The organism is Dyadobacter sp. HNCC25DJ187 (genome assembly GCF_056895255.1).
In genome coordinates, this window is record NZ_JBXHAT010000001.1 from 600,832 (window position 1) to 618,320 (window position 17,489).

Sequence of the window (17,489 nt, forward strand, 5' to 3'; positions counted from 1 at the left end):
AAATCTAAGTGTTTCTTAGCTTACTTCCTAAGAGACATAATGTATATTTTCTACCAGGGCTATCATCCTATTTAAATATTTAGTCATAAAATTTATAATAATAATTACAATGAGCTAGCTTACATGAGACTTGGGAGATTTTAGGATTGAGAACTAGAAAAAATGGGTCAACCTACTTGTAGTTTGCTGCATCAGCTCAGGATATAATTGTGATAGGCCTCATCGGGAAGTTTGGGTTAAGTATTTGCTGTGTAAATCCATGTTACTGCCTTTATTTAGTAACATTTAGAGTAGTGGACATTAAATTTTACCCCGTGCTAAACCTCCATATTATTCACGATGTGCAGAATCAAACGGATAGAAAGATGATCCTACATTGCAGTATAAAGTAAACCTCATTCAAAACACCGATATTCTGGTGTCGCAATATCCTGATTTGTAATATTAAGCGGTTCGTTCATATATAGCTTTTGCCGAGGACCGTTTAGCTATAAAATTCCTGAAATCATAGATTTTCAATCATCCGATCCCGATAAACGGATATGTAAGAAATAACAGCTAGTAATAATAAACATCCTAGGACTTGAAAACCATAACCGGGCTGAGTTGTATAGAAAGCCCAATTAAATAGAGCATAAATCGTGATGGCCGCAAAAACACCTATTGCGAACAGATTACGGCCAGCGAGTCGAACGAGCTCTAAATCTTTGATACGGCTTATTCCAACAATTCTGCAGGCCGGTTCGATTTGAGCATCATCTCCATCATAAACAATTTTAATAGAGAAGGTATCTTTTGAATTTAACAGCGTGGGTTCAATGAAAATCGATTGCAAGTCCTGCGCACACACTATCTTTAGATTATTCGGAACTATTGATTTCACCTCATGATAAAGAATTTTTAAATTCCCTTGTAGTTGAATTTGAATAGCTTCTTGAAAATCATCTCTTTTTATTGGCAAGAAACCATAGTTCATAATTTTTATCGAAACTACTCTTAATGATTCAACGGGGTTATTTTTGTAAGAAATTGAAAGTTGCTTTGCTATATCAAGATCTTCATCATTAAAAATCGACTCAGAAAATTGCACCAGATAACCTAATTTCTTCTTTCGAAACTGAAATAAAGTGACCGCTATGCCTAGAACTGTCAGTATAACAGAAATACCCTGCCACCACGGTTTAGAAAAAAATTCGCTGATGTTGTTCATTTTAAAGTTCAAAAGTGGTTTTGGGATATCTTAGCAGGATACTGACAGTTAGATATCCCTAATATGCATATTTCATATAAAATAATTTCATTTCCTAATGTGTGGATGCTTGCGGTCAGCCACGGTTTTGAGTTGGTGGTAGCGAAACTAAGATTATTCATTCCTATTGCGCTACTGTGATTAATGCAATAAGGGGATACATGTCTTATCTAGATTTCAATTCGGTCTTCTAATTCGCCCAAAATTTTTTATATTCGTGTGATTAAGGTCTCTTATGGACTTTACCCAGGTTTAAATGTGCAGAACGAAAACGGAGAGAAAGATGAACCTACATTCAAATTTACAGTACCCCTTACTCAAGTATCTATCAGAGGAATTCGCAGGTAGCTTTTACCAGAATGAGCTCACATGTCTGAACAGGATGCTAATTCTTTACCATAACCGGTATGTGTTCTCGATTTATGATGAAACCGAAAATTACCTGGATGATTATGAAAAGTATCTGGAAAAACCCCTGAGATTCTGGTATCTGGCGGCTTTCAAAAGAGAGCGGATCGAGATCGTCAGAAAAAGAATGTATTTTCTTCTTAAAAATAACCGCCAAATCTTTGATCAGCTTCTAGCCCGAAAGGATTACAGCTCCTGGGAAGCCAAACAGCAGACGATTCTTGAAATTTTTAGATGGCTTGAAACATTACCATCCAGAATCCATCCGCCCTCAGATATAGATTTCAATCAATGGAAACAGGAGTTAGAAACGGCACTGGCACCGTTTCTTTCAGCATCAACTCAGACAATGCCTGTAAAATCTTGTAAAAAGTCTGCGTATGAACATTTCTGTCAGATACTCTCCGGTGCAGATCATAGAGAGAAGCGGCAAAAGTTCGAGCGGTTGATTTCAGTCCTGATGCGGGAACAGTGGATTACTCCAACAGATAACGATGGCATTTACAGCTTCCGAAATACCGGCAGAGGCGCAAGACTGCAACTGGCGGCTTTGTATTATGTGCTCAACAAACAAGGGCATATTGCCCAGGAGCTCTTGGCTACACAAATCGCAGCGCTCTTTGGTAGCTGGCTTTCCCATCATATTTCAAAGGACTCATTTGTCAAATCTTTCCAGCCCGAGCAACAGGACGCTTTTAATTGCAGTGTCCGCCAGCCGCGATACAAATATGTCCAGGATTGTAAGTTGCTGATTCAGGATTTATAGTGCCGATCCGGGCCTGAAATTTCACTTTTATGTTCTTTTCATTCCCGCCGGAACTGCGGGAATGTTTTTGCCATCTGTCCGGATCAACTTTGCAGCCTGTTCTACTAAAACGAGCTGCAATATGATAAACAGTCAAACCAAAGTCTCCGATCTAACACTCGCCGATCTGGAAACCATTTTAGTCCGGGTTACTTCACCGGACACCGGACAACACGCCGCTATGCTTCTTGACACCCGTCAAGCGCGCGTCTTTCTGGGCGGTATTTCAAAGCATGCGCTTTACTACCAATGCGCTCATAACAGGATCCCGCACATCCGTCAGGGTGGACGGCTGTATTTTTTTAAAGACGTCCTGCAACTTTGGAAAATACTGAATGACTGGCAGGATGTGTCTCTTCCATCTCAAAACCAGCCGGTATGAAAGCAAGCAAAGAGCAGCTCATCCGGCTTTTAGAAAGCAGGGATGTCAGAAGACGAAGGAAGCTATACGAGTATTATGAGCATTATTTTCAGCAGCAGCACTCCGCCCGGTTTACCATCGAGCTAATCAATGCAGATTTAGGCTTTGCTTTGGTAAACCGTCAGGATGTCAAATACATTCGGGCCCATTGCAATCAGTGGAAAACAGCTAAGCCAGAAACTGCTGAAACCAAGCAGCACACGGTAGAAAGGAAAAACGTAAAGAAAGAAATCTGGACAAACCAGGAAGAATTGAAAAATCCAATTTTCACAGGATCTAAACTTGACTCATTATGAAAAAGCTACATTTTATTGCACAGTCTAAAGGGGGCGTTGGCAAATCCCTTCTGATGTATCTGATGGCACTTAAAAACCACCATAAGGAGAATTGTCTGTTTGTAGACATGGATGCTTCTACGTTTACCAGCAGACGTCAGCTGAGTTTTGTAGATGAAGACAAGCTTGACACAGTAAGTCTTTTAAATGAAAGAGCAGCTATTCAGCGGGACAATCTTTTTGTTTATCTGGATAAGCTATCCCGGAGCCGTTATCAGGAAATATACATTGACCTGGGTGCACCGGAAAGTGAGCAGCTTCCTGCATTGATTGAATTTGATGATGTGCAATTGCCACTACGGGAATTTGCCGATGATATGGACATCGAATTTCACATTGTCATCGGCGGCGCAGGTGCGTACAATGCTTCGGTTGAATACCTGCTTAAAATGGTAAAAGTTGTAAGAGATGACTTTAAGATTACGGTGTGGGAAAGTGTTACCGGATTTCGCAAATTTCCAGAACTGGCAAAGGAACTCGCTGAGAACTGTGAGAACATGGGCCTCACTTTTCGGAGATTTGGTGACTTTGAGCCAGATACATACGTTGGTACTGAAATACTCTCGGGAGTAAGCAAAGGACTAGCCCTGGAAAATTATGACCGTGGTCCAAGAAAAAGACTGATAAGAGAACTCGATATCAACTTTCACTATGACTGACAAGACGCCACTGCAGCAGAAAGAGCTGCTACTTATCAAGGCAGATTACCTGGCCCGATACGGTATGGAGATGGATGACTGGACGGCGATCACGATGCTGGACAATCAGGTACAGTTTGATAAAATGAATATGCAGCTGCTGGCAAACCTGAGAGAAAACAAACGGCTTAGTGAAACCTTCAAGGGTTCGATCAAACAGATACACTTCAACTCAAAACCGGAAGCTTTTCGCTACGGTTTTGGGCGGAGTCTTCCGTACGCTGTCTGCGCATTGATCCTAGGTGTTTTCTTTTACGTTTACATGAGTACGTACAAAGATTATGAAAACCTGAAAGACACTGTCCGCAGCTACCGTAATGTGACCAGCTATGAATACCTGATCAGTCAGGGGGAATTGACAGAGGACGACGGGGTTGTTTACCTGATCTTAAAGCCGGTCAAAAAAGGCAGACACACCTTCGGGCAGACCTACGAGTTTGACGAAAGGCAAAAAGTGGTCAAAGTGCCCCTTAAACGGCTACAATGATCCAAAACCTTTCCTGTTGATCTCAAATAGTCCGAAAATTAAGCAGAAGTACGTCCAGTCAGGCAACAATAAGCCAAAGTCAGCCCGAAAGGGCAATCATAAGAGCCATTTTAGAAACATTTCAGCTTCAATAGAACATAGGCGTTGGCTTCCCCAAATCAAGCTATCGCCGGTACGCCGTAAAAAACGGCGACCGGCGGAAGCTTGCAAGGGGCAGAGCCCCCTTGACCCCCAGCTATTCGCCTCTGGGCTCATAGCTCATTGTTTTAGACCACCTAAAATTTTCAAGATCATCTTCTTCGACATGCACAATAAGTGTAAGAAAGTTTGAGGAACATGCAGAAATAGTCATTGAGTAGCGAAGAGCAAATGGGAATTTTGTAGTTTAACTTGCAAATTTGATTTTGACATGTGCCTGAATGACAGGCGATTCCAGCGAATAAGGCTACTTTAACATTCCAAAAAATTCCGGATTTTTGGGGTCAACATGCTCTCGAAATCCATCGAGCACAGCTGAAGCACCGAGGCTATTAATATAATGTATACTTCAGCTGTAAATCAATTATCATAATAAGGTAATTATGTGTAGCGGAACCGTAGAACCACTACAAATAAAATAATCACCAACTCTTAAAAATTATTTTACAATACCTTTCCAATCATTGTTAATTCCAAATTCGTTAAAGCCATTTTGCGAATCACTTTCGAAATGACCGACGTAATTTAGCATCAGATCAAAAATTGAATATCCATTTTGTGAATGCTTCACCCCAAACCTAACATTTTCAAGTTTAAGATTAAATACCTGAATAACATCACCATTAGCTTGAATAACGAATTCCTTGGGATTCAGCTCCATGTCGTAAATAAAATAACCATCAAACGCCTTATTTACATTCGGGTTGATCGTCCGATTTATTTTCGGATTGATCATTCGGTTTACATTCGGATTAATCATCCGATTTACATTCGGATTGATCATTCTGTTTACATTCGGGTTGATCATCCGGTTTACATTCGGGTTAATCATCCGGTTTACATTCGGGTTAATCATCCGATTAACATTCGGGTTGATCATCCGATTAATATTTGGATTGATCATCCGATTAATATTTGGATTGATCATTTGGTTAACCCTAGGATTTTTTATTGTATTCATTCTGTTAGTTCTGATTTTGTAAAACATAATCTATTACTAAATCCAGAGGAACACAAACGGCATACCCTGAATTGTAAAACTCCTCCCTTGCAAACTGCTTCTCATGCTTATTTCTCCATTCAGTAACGAAAGGTATATATCGAGAGACTATGCCTGCAATTTTGACTTCCTCGTTAACAATTTGAATTATTGGACCACCACTATTACCATAGTAGGCTGGACAATCAATTATGAATGTCTCTTCTTTAACATGTACCCCTGCAACAATTCCTTTTCGAAGTAAAGGGCGATTAATATCAAAAAATTTAAAGCCATCCAAATATAAGGATGTTGGAAATCCAACCTGTATAATATTTGCCGCGATCATAACATCGTCAAGCCTAATGAGATCCTCAACATCAACAGAATTTATATCGTTACCATTTTGCTGCACATCATAATTATGACCCTCAATTAGTTCAATCGCAACCAAGTCTATCTCCGTAAAGGATTTTATACTTGATAGCGTCAAGTCAATTATTATTGTTCTTGCATCCTCTGGTTCCCCTTTATAATTCTGAGAAGTGCATAGATATGAATTACACCTGAGGGTATTTGCTTCGCTAAAGATAACATGTCGGGCTGTAATCAAGTATTCTGCATTTTTATTATGCAATCGAAAGCCAGAGCCCGTGGAGACCCCGAAATCCATGCTACTAAGAAATGTTGAATAACTAAAATCTTCTAATGTTAGGCTCATCTATTTATTTTACGTAAAGCTATTATATAATTTTTCATTGGCTCACTTCTCTAAAAAACTAGGCTTAGGCACGGCATTCAGAGAAAAACTTCAAAGCACAGGTGATTATGCAACAAATATGGCTTGATAATCGTTTGATTATCAAGCCTTTTAACTTTCAAAGCATCCGAAGTTGGGCTCTAACCAACAACTTGTTCAGCTGGAAAGCCAGGTCAATGATGTTACCTCCTATTCATTATCCATTTTATTATCCTGAAAGTAAACATTTTTGTAATTTAAAATCCCATAAATCTAATTTTGACATAACATGTAGTAGCAGTATCCAATGAAGCCGGCATTTGCTTAGTTGAATTAGAAAATATGCCTAATTGTAATCCCCTTTACCCACGATTTCCAGAACATTTTAATTCTATGATTTGACATCACAAAATCAAAAGTTTAACTGAAAATCGTTTTTCAGATTACTGCTGCTAAGCTATGTCTAAGAGATCTCGGCAGTCTCAAATTTTGATGGGTTATCACCTATAACGATGCTTTGTTTGGTAATTCACCTTGTTCAACTCTCTGTCCCATACCTGACGAATATGCTTCGCCATTTCGATGCTCGTTCAGCATCTTACCCTTTCGAAATAAAGCACCAGCAGGCGGTTTGTAGAAATTGTCTGCCAACTTCTACGGTGGGCCTTCCACCATCATTCTAACAGCATGCCCATTACTTACTTATGGACTTCAAAGCACAAGCCGAATTTCGAGGCGATTTCGCGGGCCAGATTTCAGTTGTATCACCCGGTGACGGTGATACAACTGTACATCTGGACAACCACGGGAAAGCAGGTGGTTTCAGCATTTTGTTATTCTAAAAAGACCAAGTCAAAGAGCCTTAGTTTTGTATTAATATTTCAGTTTTGATTCAGGTATTGCTTTAAAAAGACGCCTTAGATTGACATGCACCCCAATTCACCCTTCCGGAATTCATCCCATCTTAACCGCAGGAGACAGTAAGTTCAAAAATGGTAGTGAAAGTTAACTTTTGGCAGCTAAAGTTAAGAAAAGTCAACTCGAAACGAAAAACCTGAGCGGGATCCAAATTATTACAATTATCAATTTGGATGAATCCAGACTAGCATTTCCGAACTCGGACGAAAAGTTTCCAATTAGACCAAATCCGAATGAATAAACCATTCATCGTTTTTTAGCCAAAATGATCCCAGATAGAACGTATTCATCTCTTTTTAGCTCATTTCAATCTCATTCTGCTCTGAAGATATCTTGGTGGCGGAAGAATGATTCTTTTGGATCAAAAAATCTGGAAATTGCCGATGGTTCCGATTGGGCGATGAATCTGCTATTGCGCTCATTTCATATTTCTTCCCCAGATAAACAAATTTTTTCTTTCAATCCCCTCTCTCAGGTCACGGAGGGGTTGGAAGGAAAAATTTTTACCGTGGCTAAATACTTTGGGATTCACTTGTAGTAATTAATTTTCCGTTATCTCTATGATTTTTCTAACGCAGTATCCATGAACGTAACTCCCAATGTATAGCTACGACATCTTTTCGAGATGGTTTTCTTCCTGGATTTTCTAACTTTAACAAACAGCCCATGTGAAATACCATGCGGAGGACAATCGCATTGCAGGGCACACTGAAATTTTGAGTTGACAGTGATATTGTTAAATTGCCTGCTGAAAACCAATTGTAAGAAATAGAATGGAGGAAATAATTATAGAAAGCAATAAAGTAAATGCCGTTAGTGAGGAAATTACGGCATCCTACAAGTACATAACTGCGGGATTATGGCATTTAAAAGGCCAAAGTTCTGCTGTATCTAATAACCATGTTGCACTTCAATTATTTGCATCAGGTACTGAACGGTTACTGAAAATTTTACTCCTGATTAAAGACAAACACTTAACCGGATCGTTCCCTAACGAGCAGACGGCCAGGCTAAGGTTCCGTAATTATGCCAACGGGCATGGCATTGATTTGATGTTGTCTGAGCTCATTGAGTACTCCGCTACACTTACTTCACCTCACCATCCGCTACTCACGGAGGCTGTTGATTATCTCACGCATGACAAGTCGTTTCGTCAGTTCCTAGCTGTTGTAACGAACTTTGCTATAAATCAGAGGTACTTTTATATCGACACGATCATCCTCGAAAAAACCAACGATAATTCTAATCCATTTGAAAAATTTAAGAGGTTTGTCTACAATTTCACTGTTGGTACAGATGTAAGCGAGATGTCTTATGAGCAGGAAGAAATGATGGTGCTTAACGCAGCTGTTGTATGTATTGAGAAAGGCATAAGGGCGATATGCCGGTTTTTTATGCATGGACTTGGTCAGGAAGGCCAGCGTTATTCTGGCCAATTTTCCAATTTGATTCTGTTAGACGACCAGGACTTGGGTAAATTATCTTATCTTGAGATTAAACCCTCACCTATGGACCTGTATCAGCCGATGAAAACTGGCTCGTTAGCCTGGAATAAGCTGCTTCCTCAGTCAAAATCTAAACACATATATAAAGAAGAAATTGATGAATGGACACTTACGGTGGATGACGTGACTGTTTTTTACATCGCGCCAAGATATTATTTCGCGCGTATAGGCGATGATGTATTTTCTCTTACTACCAAAACAGCCACACAATATAAGCTATCCAACTATAAAAAGAGTAAGCACTTAAAACCGCGTCAACACGCTCTTTTCCTTCAAAGGGAAGCAGAAACACTTCGGTAAAACGATTATCAGGAATTAAAAATAGTTATGTGATTTTTAACGCTAGGTTTACACACCAGATTCAACCATACCTAATTTTTTCTTATGAACGGGATTTGGTTTCAGACGACGAATTGTCGGAAGCAGGAAACTTAGCAGTTCAAAAAACCGGATCCGCATATGAATATTTTTTGATCACTATTTTTTCTATTTCAGAACTCTCCCTATGTAGCGTTTTTCCAAAATCCAGAGGCCAATTTAAACCTCGTTCAGCGGTCAGGAAGGCGAAAGTTACCCGTCGGACATCGTAAGTAATCTTTGCTCGGCAATCTGCTCGGATTTTTCCAAAAGCAATCTCGCCTTTCGATGAAGCAGACCACAATCAGTCGGATCAACAGATGACTTAACAACAAACCGTGCACTGCTAGAACTTTTGCTTAGGACGGAGAAAATGTTTTTATCCTGCTCGGTCTGGCGGGGAAAAATATGATCTACCGCTCTGGTAAAATTATTACACAAGTCCACCAGATGATGCAATGAATGCTGCTTGGGCCGATAGCCAAGAAATACATAGATTAAGCCCAGGCAGAGCTGCTCTACCGCCTGGCCAATTAAGGATAAAACAACGGTTTCATCCTGGTCAATCCAGATACACTCTGCTGCATCTATGAATGCGTCGGCCCGGAAACAACGCTGTCTCCAATGCAGATCACAATTTGAGAGCGCGTTTGCCGGATCATACACCGGTATGCCTTCCGGTTGAATGCAATCCTGCCTGCAATAAATCCGGGCGGATTGTTGCATGGATTGATGAAAAAAGCGATTGTTCAACCGCAGTGCGCGTGTGGCAGACGCTACGCTGTAAACAAGCAACAACAACGAACACCCGCTTTCGGTATCCCCATTGATTTTGCTTTGAAGGTCGGCAGGACAATTGACCGGCTCAACACTGGTTATGATCAGCAGGTCATAATGCACTTCGCGCGTTTGATCTGCCTCTATGTTGGAAAATGGACTCGTGCGCGAGCTTGAAAATTTTCTTTTTCCAAAACAGTAGATACTGTCAACCGCAAAGGCACCTGCTATCTGATTGATTAAAGAAACAGGTACGTCATACTTCGAAAGAGTCTGAATATGTACTGCTTTCTCTTGTTCTGCCTGAGTGCTTTTCTGCGTCAAACTGGCTGTCTCTGAGCACTGCCGGAAGTTTGACAACAATTGCTGATACGTTTTAAATGCAGCCAGTTTCACTTCGCTGGTTTTTACCCGCAGTGACGAAAGATCCAGTTTGTTGATCTGGTAGCTGTTTTCATATCGAACAGCCAGATAGGCATCGTCCAGTAGTTTCAGGAGTGTTATATCTCTTTCACAATCCGGCAAAAAGATGCTACTCAGTGCTGTATCATAAGGTTCCAGGTATTTTTGATGCGCTTTGATGCTGTGTGTGATTTTCGATTTTCCGGTTATAAAGTGCTCCATAGCCCGGTAAGTGAGCTCCATCGCCTGATGCAGCATAAAGGCCGACTGGGCGTAATTTTCCTTTTCCAGGTAAAAATCAGCTCCACTGATAAACGCTTTGATTTTTTCTTCCTCTGAGTCATACTGCTTCCGGGCATTTTCCAGCAATTCATGCCGGTCCATTGATGTTGAAATGAGCTCATAATCTGATCCGGCTTTTACGTAGAGCAGATTAGCTTCTGTACATATATTGTAAAAATAAAGATTGCCTTTGCCTATGGCGTCCTTAATCTGATGGGCAGGATGCAGGGTGAAGCGCAGTTCCTGTTGCTCGTTAAAGAGAATATTGACAAGGGGCAGCAGTTCGACTGGAGACTTGGTGCAGGTATTCGCGATCAGGATGGTCAGCACGGTATGGCAGATTTCTTCTTTCTCTTTCTCATGCTTATGCACATAAATCCTTTCCACATCGACCAACGCAATAATCTGACCAATGATGCCCTTCAATGAACCGGTTTCCGTTTGATTAGTTTCAAGCTTTTCCATGATTTCCTCCCAGATTTTTATCGTGATTAGTTGACCTTCTAATGCTATTCGCCGTTTGTGACTTGCTTGAATGCTGCCAGATAAGCTTCGTTATCCTTTTGAAGCAGGTGCAGTGTAGAAATGGCTTTCTGCTTTTCTTCCGGTTCTGCATCAGCGAGCACTTCCAGTAATTGGTTGATTCGGTCGTTGCGCTGCTGCTGTTTACTGATAAAATGTTCAATCAGCGCTCTCCACTCGTTACCGGAATTCGCAATAATGACCTTACCACCATAGAAATTGTTGATATTAAGTATTGTGCTCATGATTTATAGAATTTAAGTAATGATTTCATGACCCTAATAATCTTTCGGGGCGCTGTTAAACAAGCTGATCTTAGCTGCAAAAGCCATTTTGGAAATTTGCATCAGCAATTGCGCGTCACTTGACAGGACTTCTATAGCTAGAGGAGTATTTTGATATTTGGGCTGACACTGCAGACTACATGCTTCTTCAAGCTTTAAAGGTAGTTTTTTTAGTGCCGGTGTAGATTTAATAGCCGGAAGACACATGAACGCAACTTTCTGGTATTGCTTTGCTGTATAATGTTTAGGAAACCTCCCGATAAAAGACGTAGTGATGGATTGATAGATGACCAGCATGCCTTGATAAAGTAAAAAGGCAGCTGTGTCGTAACGCTCATTTTGTATGAAATTATCCGCCAGCGTCAGCAGTTCTGTGGCCCGTTCGATCAGTGTCTGGAAAGCGGATTGTGCTGTCAATTTTAATTTGGCTAATTGATCATGATCCATTTTAATAAGTTTACTTCTCTTACAGGAATAGACCTGGTACTTTTTCTGAAAATGGCAGCAGTAATAGGGATGCCCAAATGTGAGGCGAGATTCCATATCACTTTCAGTAAGCATTGAGATAAAGATGTTTTCTTTTTCCGCGAATGCAAGCTTCCCAAAAGTTCTCATTTTATCTTTCGTTTGTCCGTCAATAGTATCCAGCACCAGGATTATTTCAGTGTAGGTCTGAGTCTGGTTGGCAATATTTAATTGATGTGTGATCATGAAAACCCGCATCGGAGCAAAGGCCATGATAACAAGATCTAAAATTGGTTTCAGCTCGCTGTGCTTTGCGGGAATGTGAAGCAGTGAATTGATTTTCTGCATCGAATGATCAATGTCCGCCTGACCGCCGTACCTCTCGTAACTTTCGTGATTTTCCATCTTGCGTGTTTGTTAGATTTTAGACAAATGAAAACGATTTCAGGCGCGTACCGAATTAAAAGAAGTTGTATTCTACCAATTTTGATGCGTATATTACCGGCGTAGAGGAGTTGCCGTTCCTTGAAAGTTTTTTTATATTTGTAACTATGAGCACATCAACGAAACCCAATCACATCGGACACAAAATAAGCCGCATTCGCGAACTCCGCGGACTGAAACAGGAATCATTGGCCTTTGAGTTAAAAGTGAGCCAGCAGACTGTGTCGAAAATTGAACAAAGTGAAACAGTGGAAGAGCAGATATTGGAACAGATTGCACAAATCTTAGGAGTGCCCGTTGAAGGAATTAAAAATTTTAGCGAAGAAGCGGTATTCAATATTATTGGAAATAGTTTTGGCGATAATAGCTCAAATAATAATAACTATTTATGCACCATTAATCCTCTCGAGAAGATTATTCAGCTTTATGATGAAAAGGTAGCACTACTTGAACGCTTGCTTCAAAGTGAACGGGAAAAGGCGGAATTGTTGAAGGGAAAAAGTTGATTTATTTGGAAGTTTTCAATTCTCTTAAGAGTTGATGACAATACCTAAAGACTTCGTAGAGATAACGAAACAACGGTTATTGCTCCTCTTCCCTAACTAACAGCTATTTTAGTGATCAAGAAACTAATCTTACTGATTTTTATACTCCTTTTTGAACTTACAGCAAGTGCCCAATCAGGGTTTCCTAAACTGGACAGTATAGATATTTTTGCTAAAAACGGCACCTATCCTAATCTTGACGCTATTGTTGTATCTCAACATGGGAAAATTGTATTTCAGAGTTATTACAACGCACAAACAAAAGATAGCTTACACGATACAAGATCAGCTTTCAAATCAATTACGGGAATCTTAATCGGTATAGCCGTTGACAAAGGGTTCATAAAAAGCTTAAACCAAAAAGTGTATGATTTTTTTCCAAATTATCATAAACCAAAGGTTTGGGACAAGAGAAAGGATAGCATGACCATTGAACATTTGCTCACAATGAAATCGGGTTTCAATTGTGAAGAATGGAATGGAGACAAAGACTGTGAGGATGATATGGTCACTACAAACGACTGGATCAAATTCTGTCTCGATTTGGATTTAAAGAACAGTCCAGGAAGTAAATGGGATTACACCTCAATAAATACAATGCTATTAGGCGGGATTATCGCAAATGCAAGTCATATGACCGTTTCTGAATTTGCTGAAAAATACCTTTTCAATCCGCTAAACATCACAAAATACATCTGGGCCAAAGACCCGCTTGGGCACGAGCTCACTGCTGGAAGTTTCTATATGCTGCCAACTGATATGATTAAAATTGGTCAATTGGTATTGGATAATGGGATTTATGGTGGGAAGAGCATTGTATCGGCCAAATGGATAGTGCAAATGACCAAAAGGATAACTCTGATAGACGATTTTTCTAATGTCAGAATCTCAAAAAATAAAAATGCAATTCCGCAACCCACTTACTACGGCTATAAGTGGTATAATGAGCAGGTGAAAACAAAAGAATTTGATTACAACATCATTTTTGCTTCGGGGAACGGAGGACAGTACATTATGGTCATTAAGGATTTGAATTTGGTAGTAGCTTTTACTGGAAATAGTTACGGCTCCGCTAAATCCAAACTGCCATTTGATGTAATGATTAAATACGTGTTGCCAACTTTTAATAAAAAATAATTGTGCCTGTCAAGATCGGGTCGGCAATATGGCTGCTGACGTACTTATGTGAATAGATAAATTCTTATGCTGAACTCATACCGGGACGAAATTTACGACATCACTCGCCAAAACCGATTAGAAAAAAAAGTCTTAAAAAGTGACGTCACAGATGGAATAATATTAACTTTTGATCCAAATCAACGGTTATGGATCAAAATTAAGGAGACCACATCCTTTCATTGGTTTGAAATTGAACGAACAAATTTCGAAAAGAATTACCCTGTAATAGCGATTCAAAATATTGATTTTGAAAGTGTTGCGCGTGAACTTGATATCTGGATCGAAAATATTGAGAAGTGGACCACTGAACAAGCCTACGAAGATCCCTGGGAAAAAAGATACAAAAAATATAAGCTTCCGAAAGAGCTGAGTTCAGGTATTAAAACAATCGATTTCAAAGTTGATGTACCATTCTCAGAATCTGAAAAATTATTGATCCAACATGATCTGGATATCTCCAAAAAACATGTTCAGGAAATCGGTCTTCCAACGGACCGGCTTAATAATCTGGAAAGTAAATTGGACCAATTAATTGAGTTGGTGCAGACTGAAAACAAACTTACATGGCTAAAATTAGCAAAAGAAATAGCGATAAATGCGGTGGTCAATGCCGCTACTAATAAGGAAACATACTCTATTTTGTATACGTTGTTTGGACATTTATTTCAATTCCCGCTGGCGTTTTTAAAGTAAAAAACTTTTGAAGCTATGTCCAGCTTCCTTCTCCCTTAGGTACTAAACGTTTGATTAGAGTATATTTAGCCGTTAATAGATCCATTGAGACAAAATCCTCTGAACTGTCGGGATTGTCCCTGATAAATTCTTTTGGGGAGTTATCTTGGCGTCCCGATGGTAAATCAAAATTACTTTAAAAAGGCTTCTCAATAAAGATTTGTGATTACTTCCGCCGCTCTTTCACTCGTCTGCTGAAAAGAAAGACCATTTGGTAGAGGCTGTTGTAAGGTCTATTCCAATTCCTGTTGTTTGAACAAAATTTCATCTAGGTCACTCAGAAACTGTCAATCGCCTTTAAGTTCTTCTATATCTTCAGTAGGTATGAGAAGCCCCCAAAGTCTTCCATTTTCAAATCTCATTTCCTTGACCGCTATACCCCTACTTTTTATGGTCACTTTACAAATTTAACAATTTGGTATATTATTTTACTTATTCATCGCAAGATCATTTTTAGGGTCCGGCCATGCTACTTTAAAACTCACCTGCCAACGACTTCGGAGTGAGAGGCAGCCGGCCGCCAGATAGGTTGTGATACAACCTGACATCTGGCCGGAGTCGTGTAGACCGGACTCTCAAAGATTAGACAAAGTCTGAATGGCAGTGTAGGTATAGAAACACAAGCAATTAGTGTGTGAATTTTAACGGATAATACAAGAAAGTTACAGAGCAAAAAAAACTGAACGTTTCAAGAGTACCTTGATATTTACCGCGGCTTAATGCCGCTCTTTAAACCGCCGTTTTCCGCCTGGCGTAATGCTAAAATGATTTGCGCTTCACTAAATTTTGCGGCCGCCGCTGCGATCTTTTTTATAAGCGATTTTCCTGATGGTTAAATTATCAAAATCGACCGATTTTCTCTAGTTTTTAATTATCCAGTTGTCCGAGTGGAGGTCAGTTTCTATGACGGTCATTTTTTGAAACTAATGATTCAATTTTTTTGAAAGCCTTCAGTAATATATACAAGTTTTTGAGTCTATTTATGTTGGCTTTTAGAGGTCATTATCAATTAATGGATAACATATTATAAATATCTTTCGGTCTTTTGTGATCGGTAAATAACAATGCACCACGATTGGTAAATAAGAGTGCACCATAATTGGTAACAAGAATGCACCAGATAGAAAGCTTTGGGGGCATGCCCCCAAAGCTTTCTACACCTAAATTGCCGGCTTACCAACCCTGGCATTTATGAATGTGTATTTAGCCAAATTTATGACTTATTTCGAAATCCACCGAATGCACCGTGAAGGTCTGTCCGTCCGGCACATCAGCAGTTACCTGGTACTGAACCGGCGCACGGTTATCAAGTATCTTAACATGAGCGAACAGGAGTACGAGTCTTTTTTGATCCAGCAGGCGGATCGTAAAAAGATCCTACTTCCGTATGAAGACTTCGTCAGAGAGCGTCTGGAAAAGTTCCAGGACACTTCGGCTGCCCAAATGCATGATTGGCTTAAAGAGCACTTTGATGACTTACCGGCAGTCTCGCAAAAAACGGTGTTTAATTTTGTTTGCTGGGTCAGAGACAAACATCAGATTCCGGTAACAAGTACCGAGCGCGAGTATCAAATGGTCGACGAGCTTCCATATGGAAAGCAGGCCCAGGTAGACTTTGGTGAGTACAATATGCGAAGCCCATCTGGCACCAGGGCGAAGGTATTCTTCTTCACGATGATCCTGTCTCGATCCAGGTTTAAATATGTCTGGTTTACAGATCGCTACTTTACATCAGAACTGGCGATCATAGCTCATGAGAAGGCTTTTGAGTATATAGAAGGTGTTCCTGACGAGATCGTTTATGATCAGGATAAAGTATTTATCGTCAGCGAAAACGGTGGCGATATCATCCTTACAGCCGCATTCCGCGCCTTCACCAGGGAACAGTCTTTCTCTCTTCATTTTTGTAGAAAATCCGATCCAGAAAGTAAGGGAAAGGTGGAAAATCTGGTCAAGTATATCAAACAAAATTTCCTTTACAATCGGACCTACCACAACATTGAGACTCTGAATAGCGAAGCCATGAGCTGGCTTGGACGGACCGCTAATTCACTGCCACATGCTGTGACGCGAAAAATGCCTTATGTCGAACACATCATCGAGCGTAGCTTCTTGCAACCCTACCGGGCACATACTTTCAAGCCAGTCGTTTTTTCCACTTACGCTGTCAGAAAAGATAATACAATCTCTTACAAGGGAAACTTCTATTCACTACCGATTGGCACCTTTAAGGGCAAACAAACACAGGTGTGTGTAAGAACGGAAGATTCCCGATTAATTATCAGTTCTACAGAGGGTAATCAGGAAATATGCAGCCACACAATCGCCGCCGGTAGAGGACAAAAAGTGCTTAAAACTGACCATAACAGGGATAAAAGCATTGCCGTCCATGAAATGATCACGCAGGTTGCAGCTTTATTCCCTGATCAGCAGAAAGCGTTGGAATGGCTCGAAATAGTTAAGTCAGAAAAGCCTCGATATGTCCGCGATCAACTGATTGTGATCAAAAGCAGCATAGTGGACCTGGATGCTCAAACCTTGGGACAGGTGCTGGAATACTGTCTTGAAAACCATATCAGCCGGGCATCGGACTTTAAAAGCATTATCGGAATGCAGAAAAAAGAGAAAAGAGCAGACCCGAAAATAATACCCCTAAACCCGTTAAATGGAAAAGTGCCACAAAATGCTTTAATACAGCCTGATAAAAGTTCCATCGATGATTATCAAAATCTTTTAAAACAAGAAAATCAATAAGTAA

The 17,489-nt window shown here is 40.1% G+C and carries 16 protein-coding genes; 10 read left to right on the forward strand and 6 right to left on the reverse strand.

The window, feature by feature from the left end; all coding sequences use genetic code 11:
• Positions 1-505 precede the first annotated feature (505 nt).
• Positions 506-1,210 carry a hypothetical protein gene (locus AC1XUE_RS02405; protein WP_483354336.1) on the reverse strand — a complete coding sequence of 235 codons (705 nt, stop codon included), beginning with the start codon at positions 1,208-1,210 and terminating at the stop codon, positions 506-508.
• A 322-nt stretch (positions 1,211-1,532) separates the two neighbouring features.
• Between AC1XUE_RS02405 and AC1XUE_RS02410 the strand changes: the two genes are divergently transcribed.
• From AC1XUE_RS02410 to AC1XUE_RS02430, 5 genes are all read left to right on the forward strand, one after another.
• Positions 1,533-2,423 carry a hypothetical protein gene (locus AC1XUE_RS02410; RefSeq protein ID WP_483354337.1) on the forward strand — a complete coding sequence of 297 codons (891 nt, stop codon included), beginning with the start codon at positions 1,533-1,535 and terminating at the stop codon, positions 2,421-2,423.
• Positions 2,424-2,544: 121 nt separating this feature from the next.
• Positions 2,545-2,844, forward strand: coding sequence for a helix-turn-helix domain-containing protein (locus AC1XUE_RS02415; protein ID WP_483354338.1), 300 nt, complete (start codon positions 2,545-2,547; stop codon positions 2,842-2,844).
• Complete coding sequence (locus AC1XUE_RS02420; RefSeq protein ID WP_483354339.1) at positions 2,841-3,179, forward strand: hypothetical protein; 339 nt, start codon at positions 2,841-2,843, stop codon at positions 3,177-3,179. Before AC1XUE_RS02415 ends, AC1XUE_RS02420 begins: the two co-directional genes overlap by 4 nt.
• Positions 3,176-3,877 (forward strand): P-loop NTPase family protein, encoded by a 702-nt coding sequence (locus AC1XUE_RS02425; protein WP_483354340.1) that lies wholly within the window; start codon positions 3,176-3,178, stop codon positions 3,875-3,877. Before AC1XUE_RS02420 ends, AC1XUE_RS02425 begins: the two co-directional genes overlap by 4 nt.
• The gene (locus AC1XUE_RS02430) at positions 3,870-4,403 is read left to right on the forward strand and encodes a hypothetical protein (RefSeq protein ID WP_483354341.1); all 534 of its coding nucleotides are present in this window, start codon (positions 3,870-3,872) and stop codon (positions 4,401-4,403) included. The genes AC1XUE_RS02425 and AC1XUE_RS02430 overlap by 8 nt, the downstream gene beginning before the upstream one ends.
• A gap of 637 nt (positions 4,404-5,040) precedes the next feature.
• Here the strand turns inward: AC1XUE_RS02430 and AC1XUE_RS02435 are convergent.
• A complete protein-coding gene (locus AC1XUE_RS02435; RefSeq protein ID WP_483354342.1) occupies positions 5,041-5,562 on the reverse strand; it encodes a hypothetical protein in 522 nt (173 codons plus the stop codon).
• Positions 5,563-5,566: 4 nt separating this feature from the next.
• Entirely contained in the window at positions 5,567-6,253 is a 687-nt protein-coding gene (locus tag AC1XUE_RS02440) for a trypsin-like peptidase domain-containing protein (protein ID WP_483354343.1), read from the reverse strand.
• 1,757 nt (positions 6,254-8,010) lie between these two features.
• Here AC1XUE_RS02440 and AC1XUE_RS02445 point away from each other — a divergent pair.
• Positions 8,011-9,042: a hypothetical protein gene (locus AC1XUE_RS02445; RefSeq protein WP_483354344.1), complete on the forward strand. Its 1,032-nt coding sequence runs from the start codon at positions 8,011-8,013 to the stop codon at positions 9,040-9,042.
• A 270-nt stretch (positions 9,043-9,312) separates the two neighbouring features.
• On the opposite strand, the gene AC1XUE_RS02450 is transcribed toward AC1XUE_RS02445, so the two are convergent.
• The 3 genes from AC1XUE_RS02450 to AC1XUE_RS02460 are packed head-to-tail and all read right to left on the reverse strand — an operon-like array spanning position 9,313 to position 12,236.
• A complete protein-coding gene (locus AC1XUE_RS02450) occupies positions 9,313-11,025 on the reverse strand; it encodes a HEPN domain-containing protein (RefSeq protein ID WP_483354345.1) in 1,713 nt (570 codons plus the stop codon).
• Positions 11,026-11,069: 44 nt separating this feature from the next.
• Entirely contained in the window at positions 11,070-11,327 is a 258-nt protein-coding gene (locus AC1XUE_RS02455) for a hypothetical protein (RefSeq protein ID WP_483354346.1), read from the reverse strand.
• A gap of 33 nt (positions 11,328-11,360) precedes the next feature.
• Positions 11,361-12,236 carry a hypothetical protein gene (locus AC1XUE_RS02460; RefSeq protein ID WP_483354347.1) on the reverse strand — a complete coding sequence of 292 codons (876 nt, stop codon included), beginning with the start codon at positions 12,234-12,236 and terminating at the stop codon, positions 11,361-11,363.
• A 146-nt stretch (positions 12,237-12,382) separates the two neighbouring features.
• Between AC1XUE_RS02460 and AC1XUE_RS02465 the strand changes: the two genes are divergently transcribed.
• The 4 genes from AC1XUE_RS02465 (at position 12,383) to istA (ending at position 17,485) form a co-directional block, all read left to right on the forward strand.
• On the forward strand, positions 12,383-12,781 hold the full coding sequence (locus AC1XUE_RS02465) for a helix-turn-helix domain-containing protein (protein WP_483354348.1): 399 nt from the start codon (positions 12,383-12,385) through the stop codon (positions 12,779-12,781).
• A gap of 111 nt (positions 12,782-12,892) precedes the next feature.
• The gene (locus tag AC1XUE_RS02470; protein ID WP_483354349.1) at positions 12,893-13,957 is read left to right on the forward strand and encodes a serine hydrolase domain-containing protein; all 1,065 of its coding nucleotides are present in this window, start codon (positions 12,893-12,895) and stop codon (positions 13,955-13,957) included.
• 66 nt (positions 13,958-14,023) lie between these two features.
• A complete protein-coding gene (locus AC1XUE_RS02475; RefSeq protein ID WP_483354350.1) occupies positions 14,024-14,692 on the forward strand; it encodes a hypothetical protein in 669 nt (222 codons plus the stop codon).
• Positions 14,693-15,922: 1,230 nt separating this feature from the next.
• Positions 15,923-17,485, forward strand: coding sequence for an IS21 family transposase (gene istA / locus AC1XUE_RS02480; protein WP_483354351.1), 1,563 nt, complete (start codon positions 15,923-15,925; stop codon positions 17,483-17,485).
• Positions 17,486-17,489: the final 4 nt, after the last annotated feature.

Coding starts and splice junctions, on each gene's coding strand:
- AC1XUE_RS02405 (WP_483354336.1), bottom strand. CDS start 1,210: ATGAACAACATCAGCGAATTTTTTTCTAAACCGTGGTGGCAGGGTATT.
- AC1XUE_RS02410 (WP_483354337.1), top strand. CDS start 1,533: ATGAACCTACATTCAAATTTACAGTACCCCTTACTCAAGTATCTATCA.
- AC1XUE_RS02415 (WP_483354338.1), top strand. CDS start 2,545: ATGATAAACAGTCAAACCAAAGTCTCCGATCTAACACTCGCCGATCTG.
- AC1XUE_RS02420 (WP_483354339.1), top strand. CDS start 2,841: ATGAAAGCAAGCAAAGAGCAGCTCATCCGGCTTTTAGAAAGCAGGGAT.
- AC1XUE_RS02425 (WP_483354340.1), top strand. CDS start 3,176: ATGAAAAAGCTACATTTTATTGCACAGTCTAAAGGGGGCGTTGGCAAA.
- AC1XUE_RS02430 (WP_483354341.1), top strand. CDS start 3,870: ATGACTGACAAGACGCCACTGCAGCAGAAAGAGCTGCTACTTATCAAG.
- AC1XUE_RS02435 (WP_483354342.1), bottom strand. CDS start 5,562: ATGAATACAATAAAAAATCCTAGGGTTAACCAAATGATCAATCCAAAT.
- AC1XUE_RS02440 (WP_483354343.1), bottom strand. CDS start 6,253: ATGGATTTCGGGGTCTCCACGGGCTCTGGCTTTCGATTGCATAATAAA.
- AC1XUE_RS02445 (WP_483354344.1), top strand. CDS start 8,011: ATGGAGGAAATAATTATAGAAAGCAATAAAGTAAATGCCGTTAGTGAG.
- AC1XUE_RS02450 (WP_483354345.1), bottom strand. CDS start 11,025: ATGGAAAAGCTTGAAACTAATCAAACGGAAACCGGTTCATTGAAGGGC.
- AC1XUE_RS02455 (WP_483354346.1), bottom strand. CDS start 11,327: ATGAGCACAATACTTAATATCAACAATTTCTATGGTGGTAAGGTCATT.
- AC1XUE_RS02460 (WP_483354347.1), bottom strand. CDS start 12,236: ATGGAAAATCACGAAAGTTACGAGAGGTACGGCGGTCAGGCGGACATT.
- AC1XUE_RS02465 (WP_483354348.1), top strand. CDS start 12,383: ATGAGCACATCAACGAAACCCAATCACATCGGACACAAAATAAGCCGC.
- AC1XUE_RS02475 (WP_483354350.1), top strand. CDS start 14,024: ATGCTGAACTCATACCGGGACGAAATTTACGACATCACTCGCCAAAAC.
- istA (WP_483354351.1), top strand. CDS start 15,923: ATGAATGTGTATTTAGCCAAATTTATGACTTATTTCGAAATCCACCGA.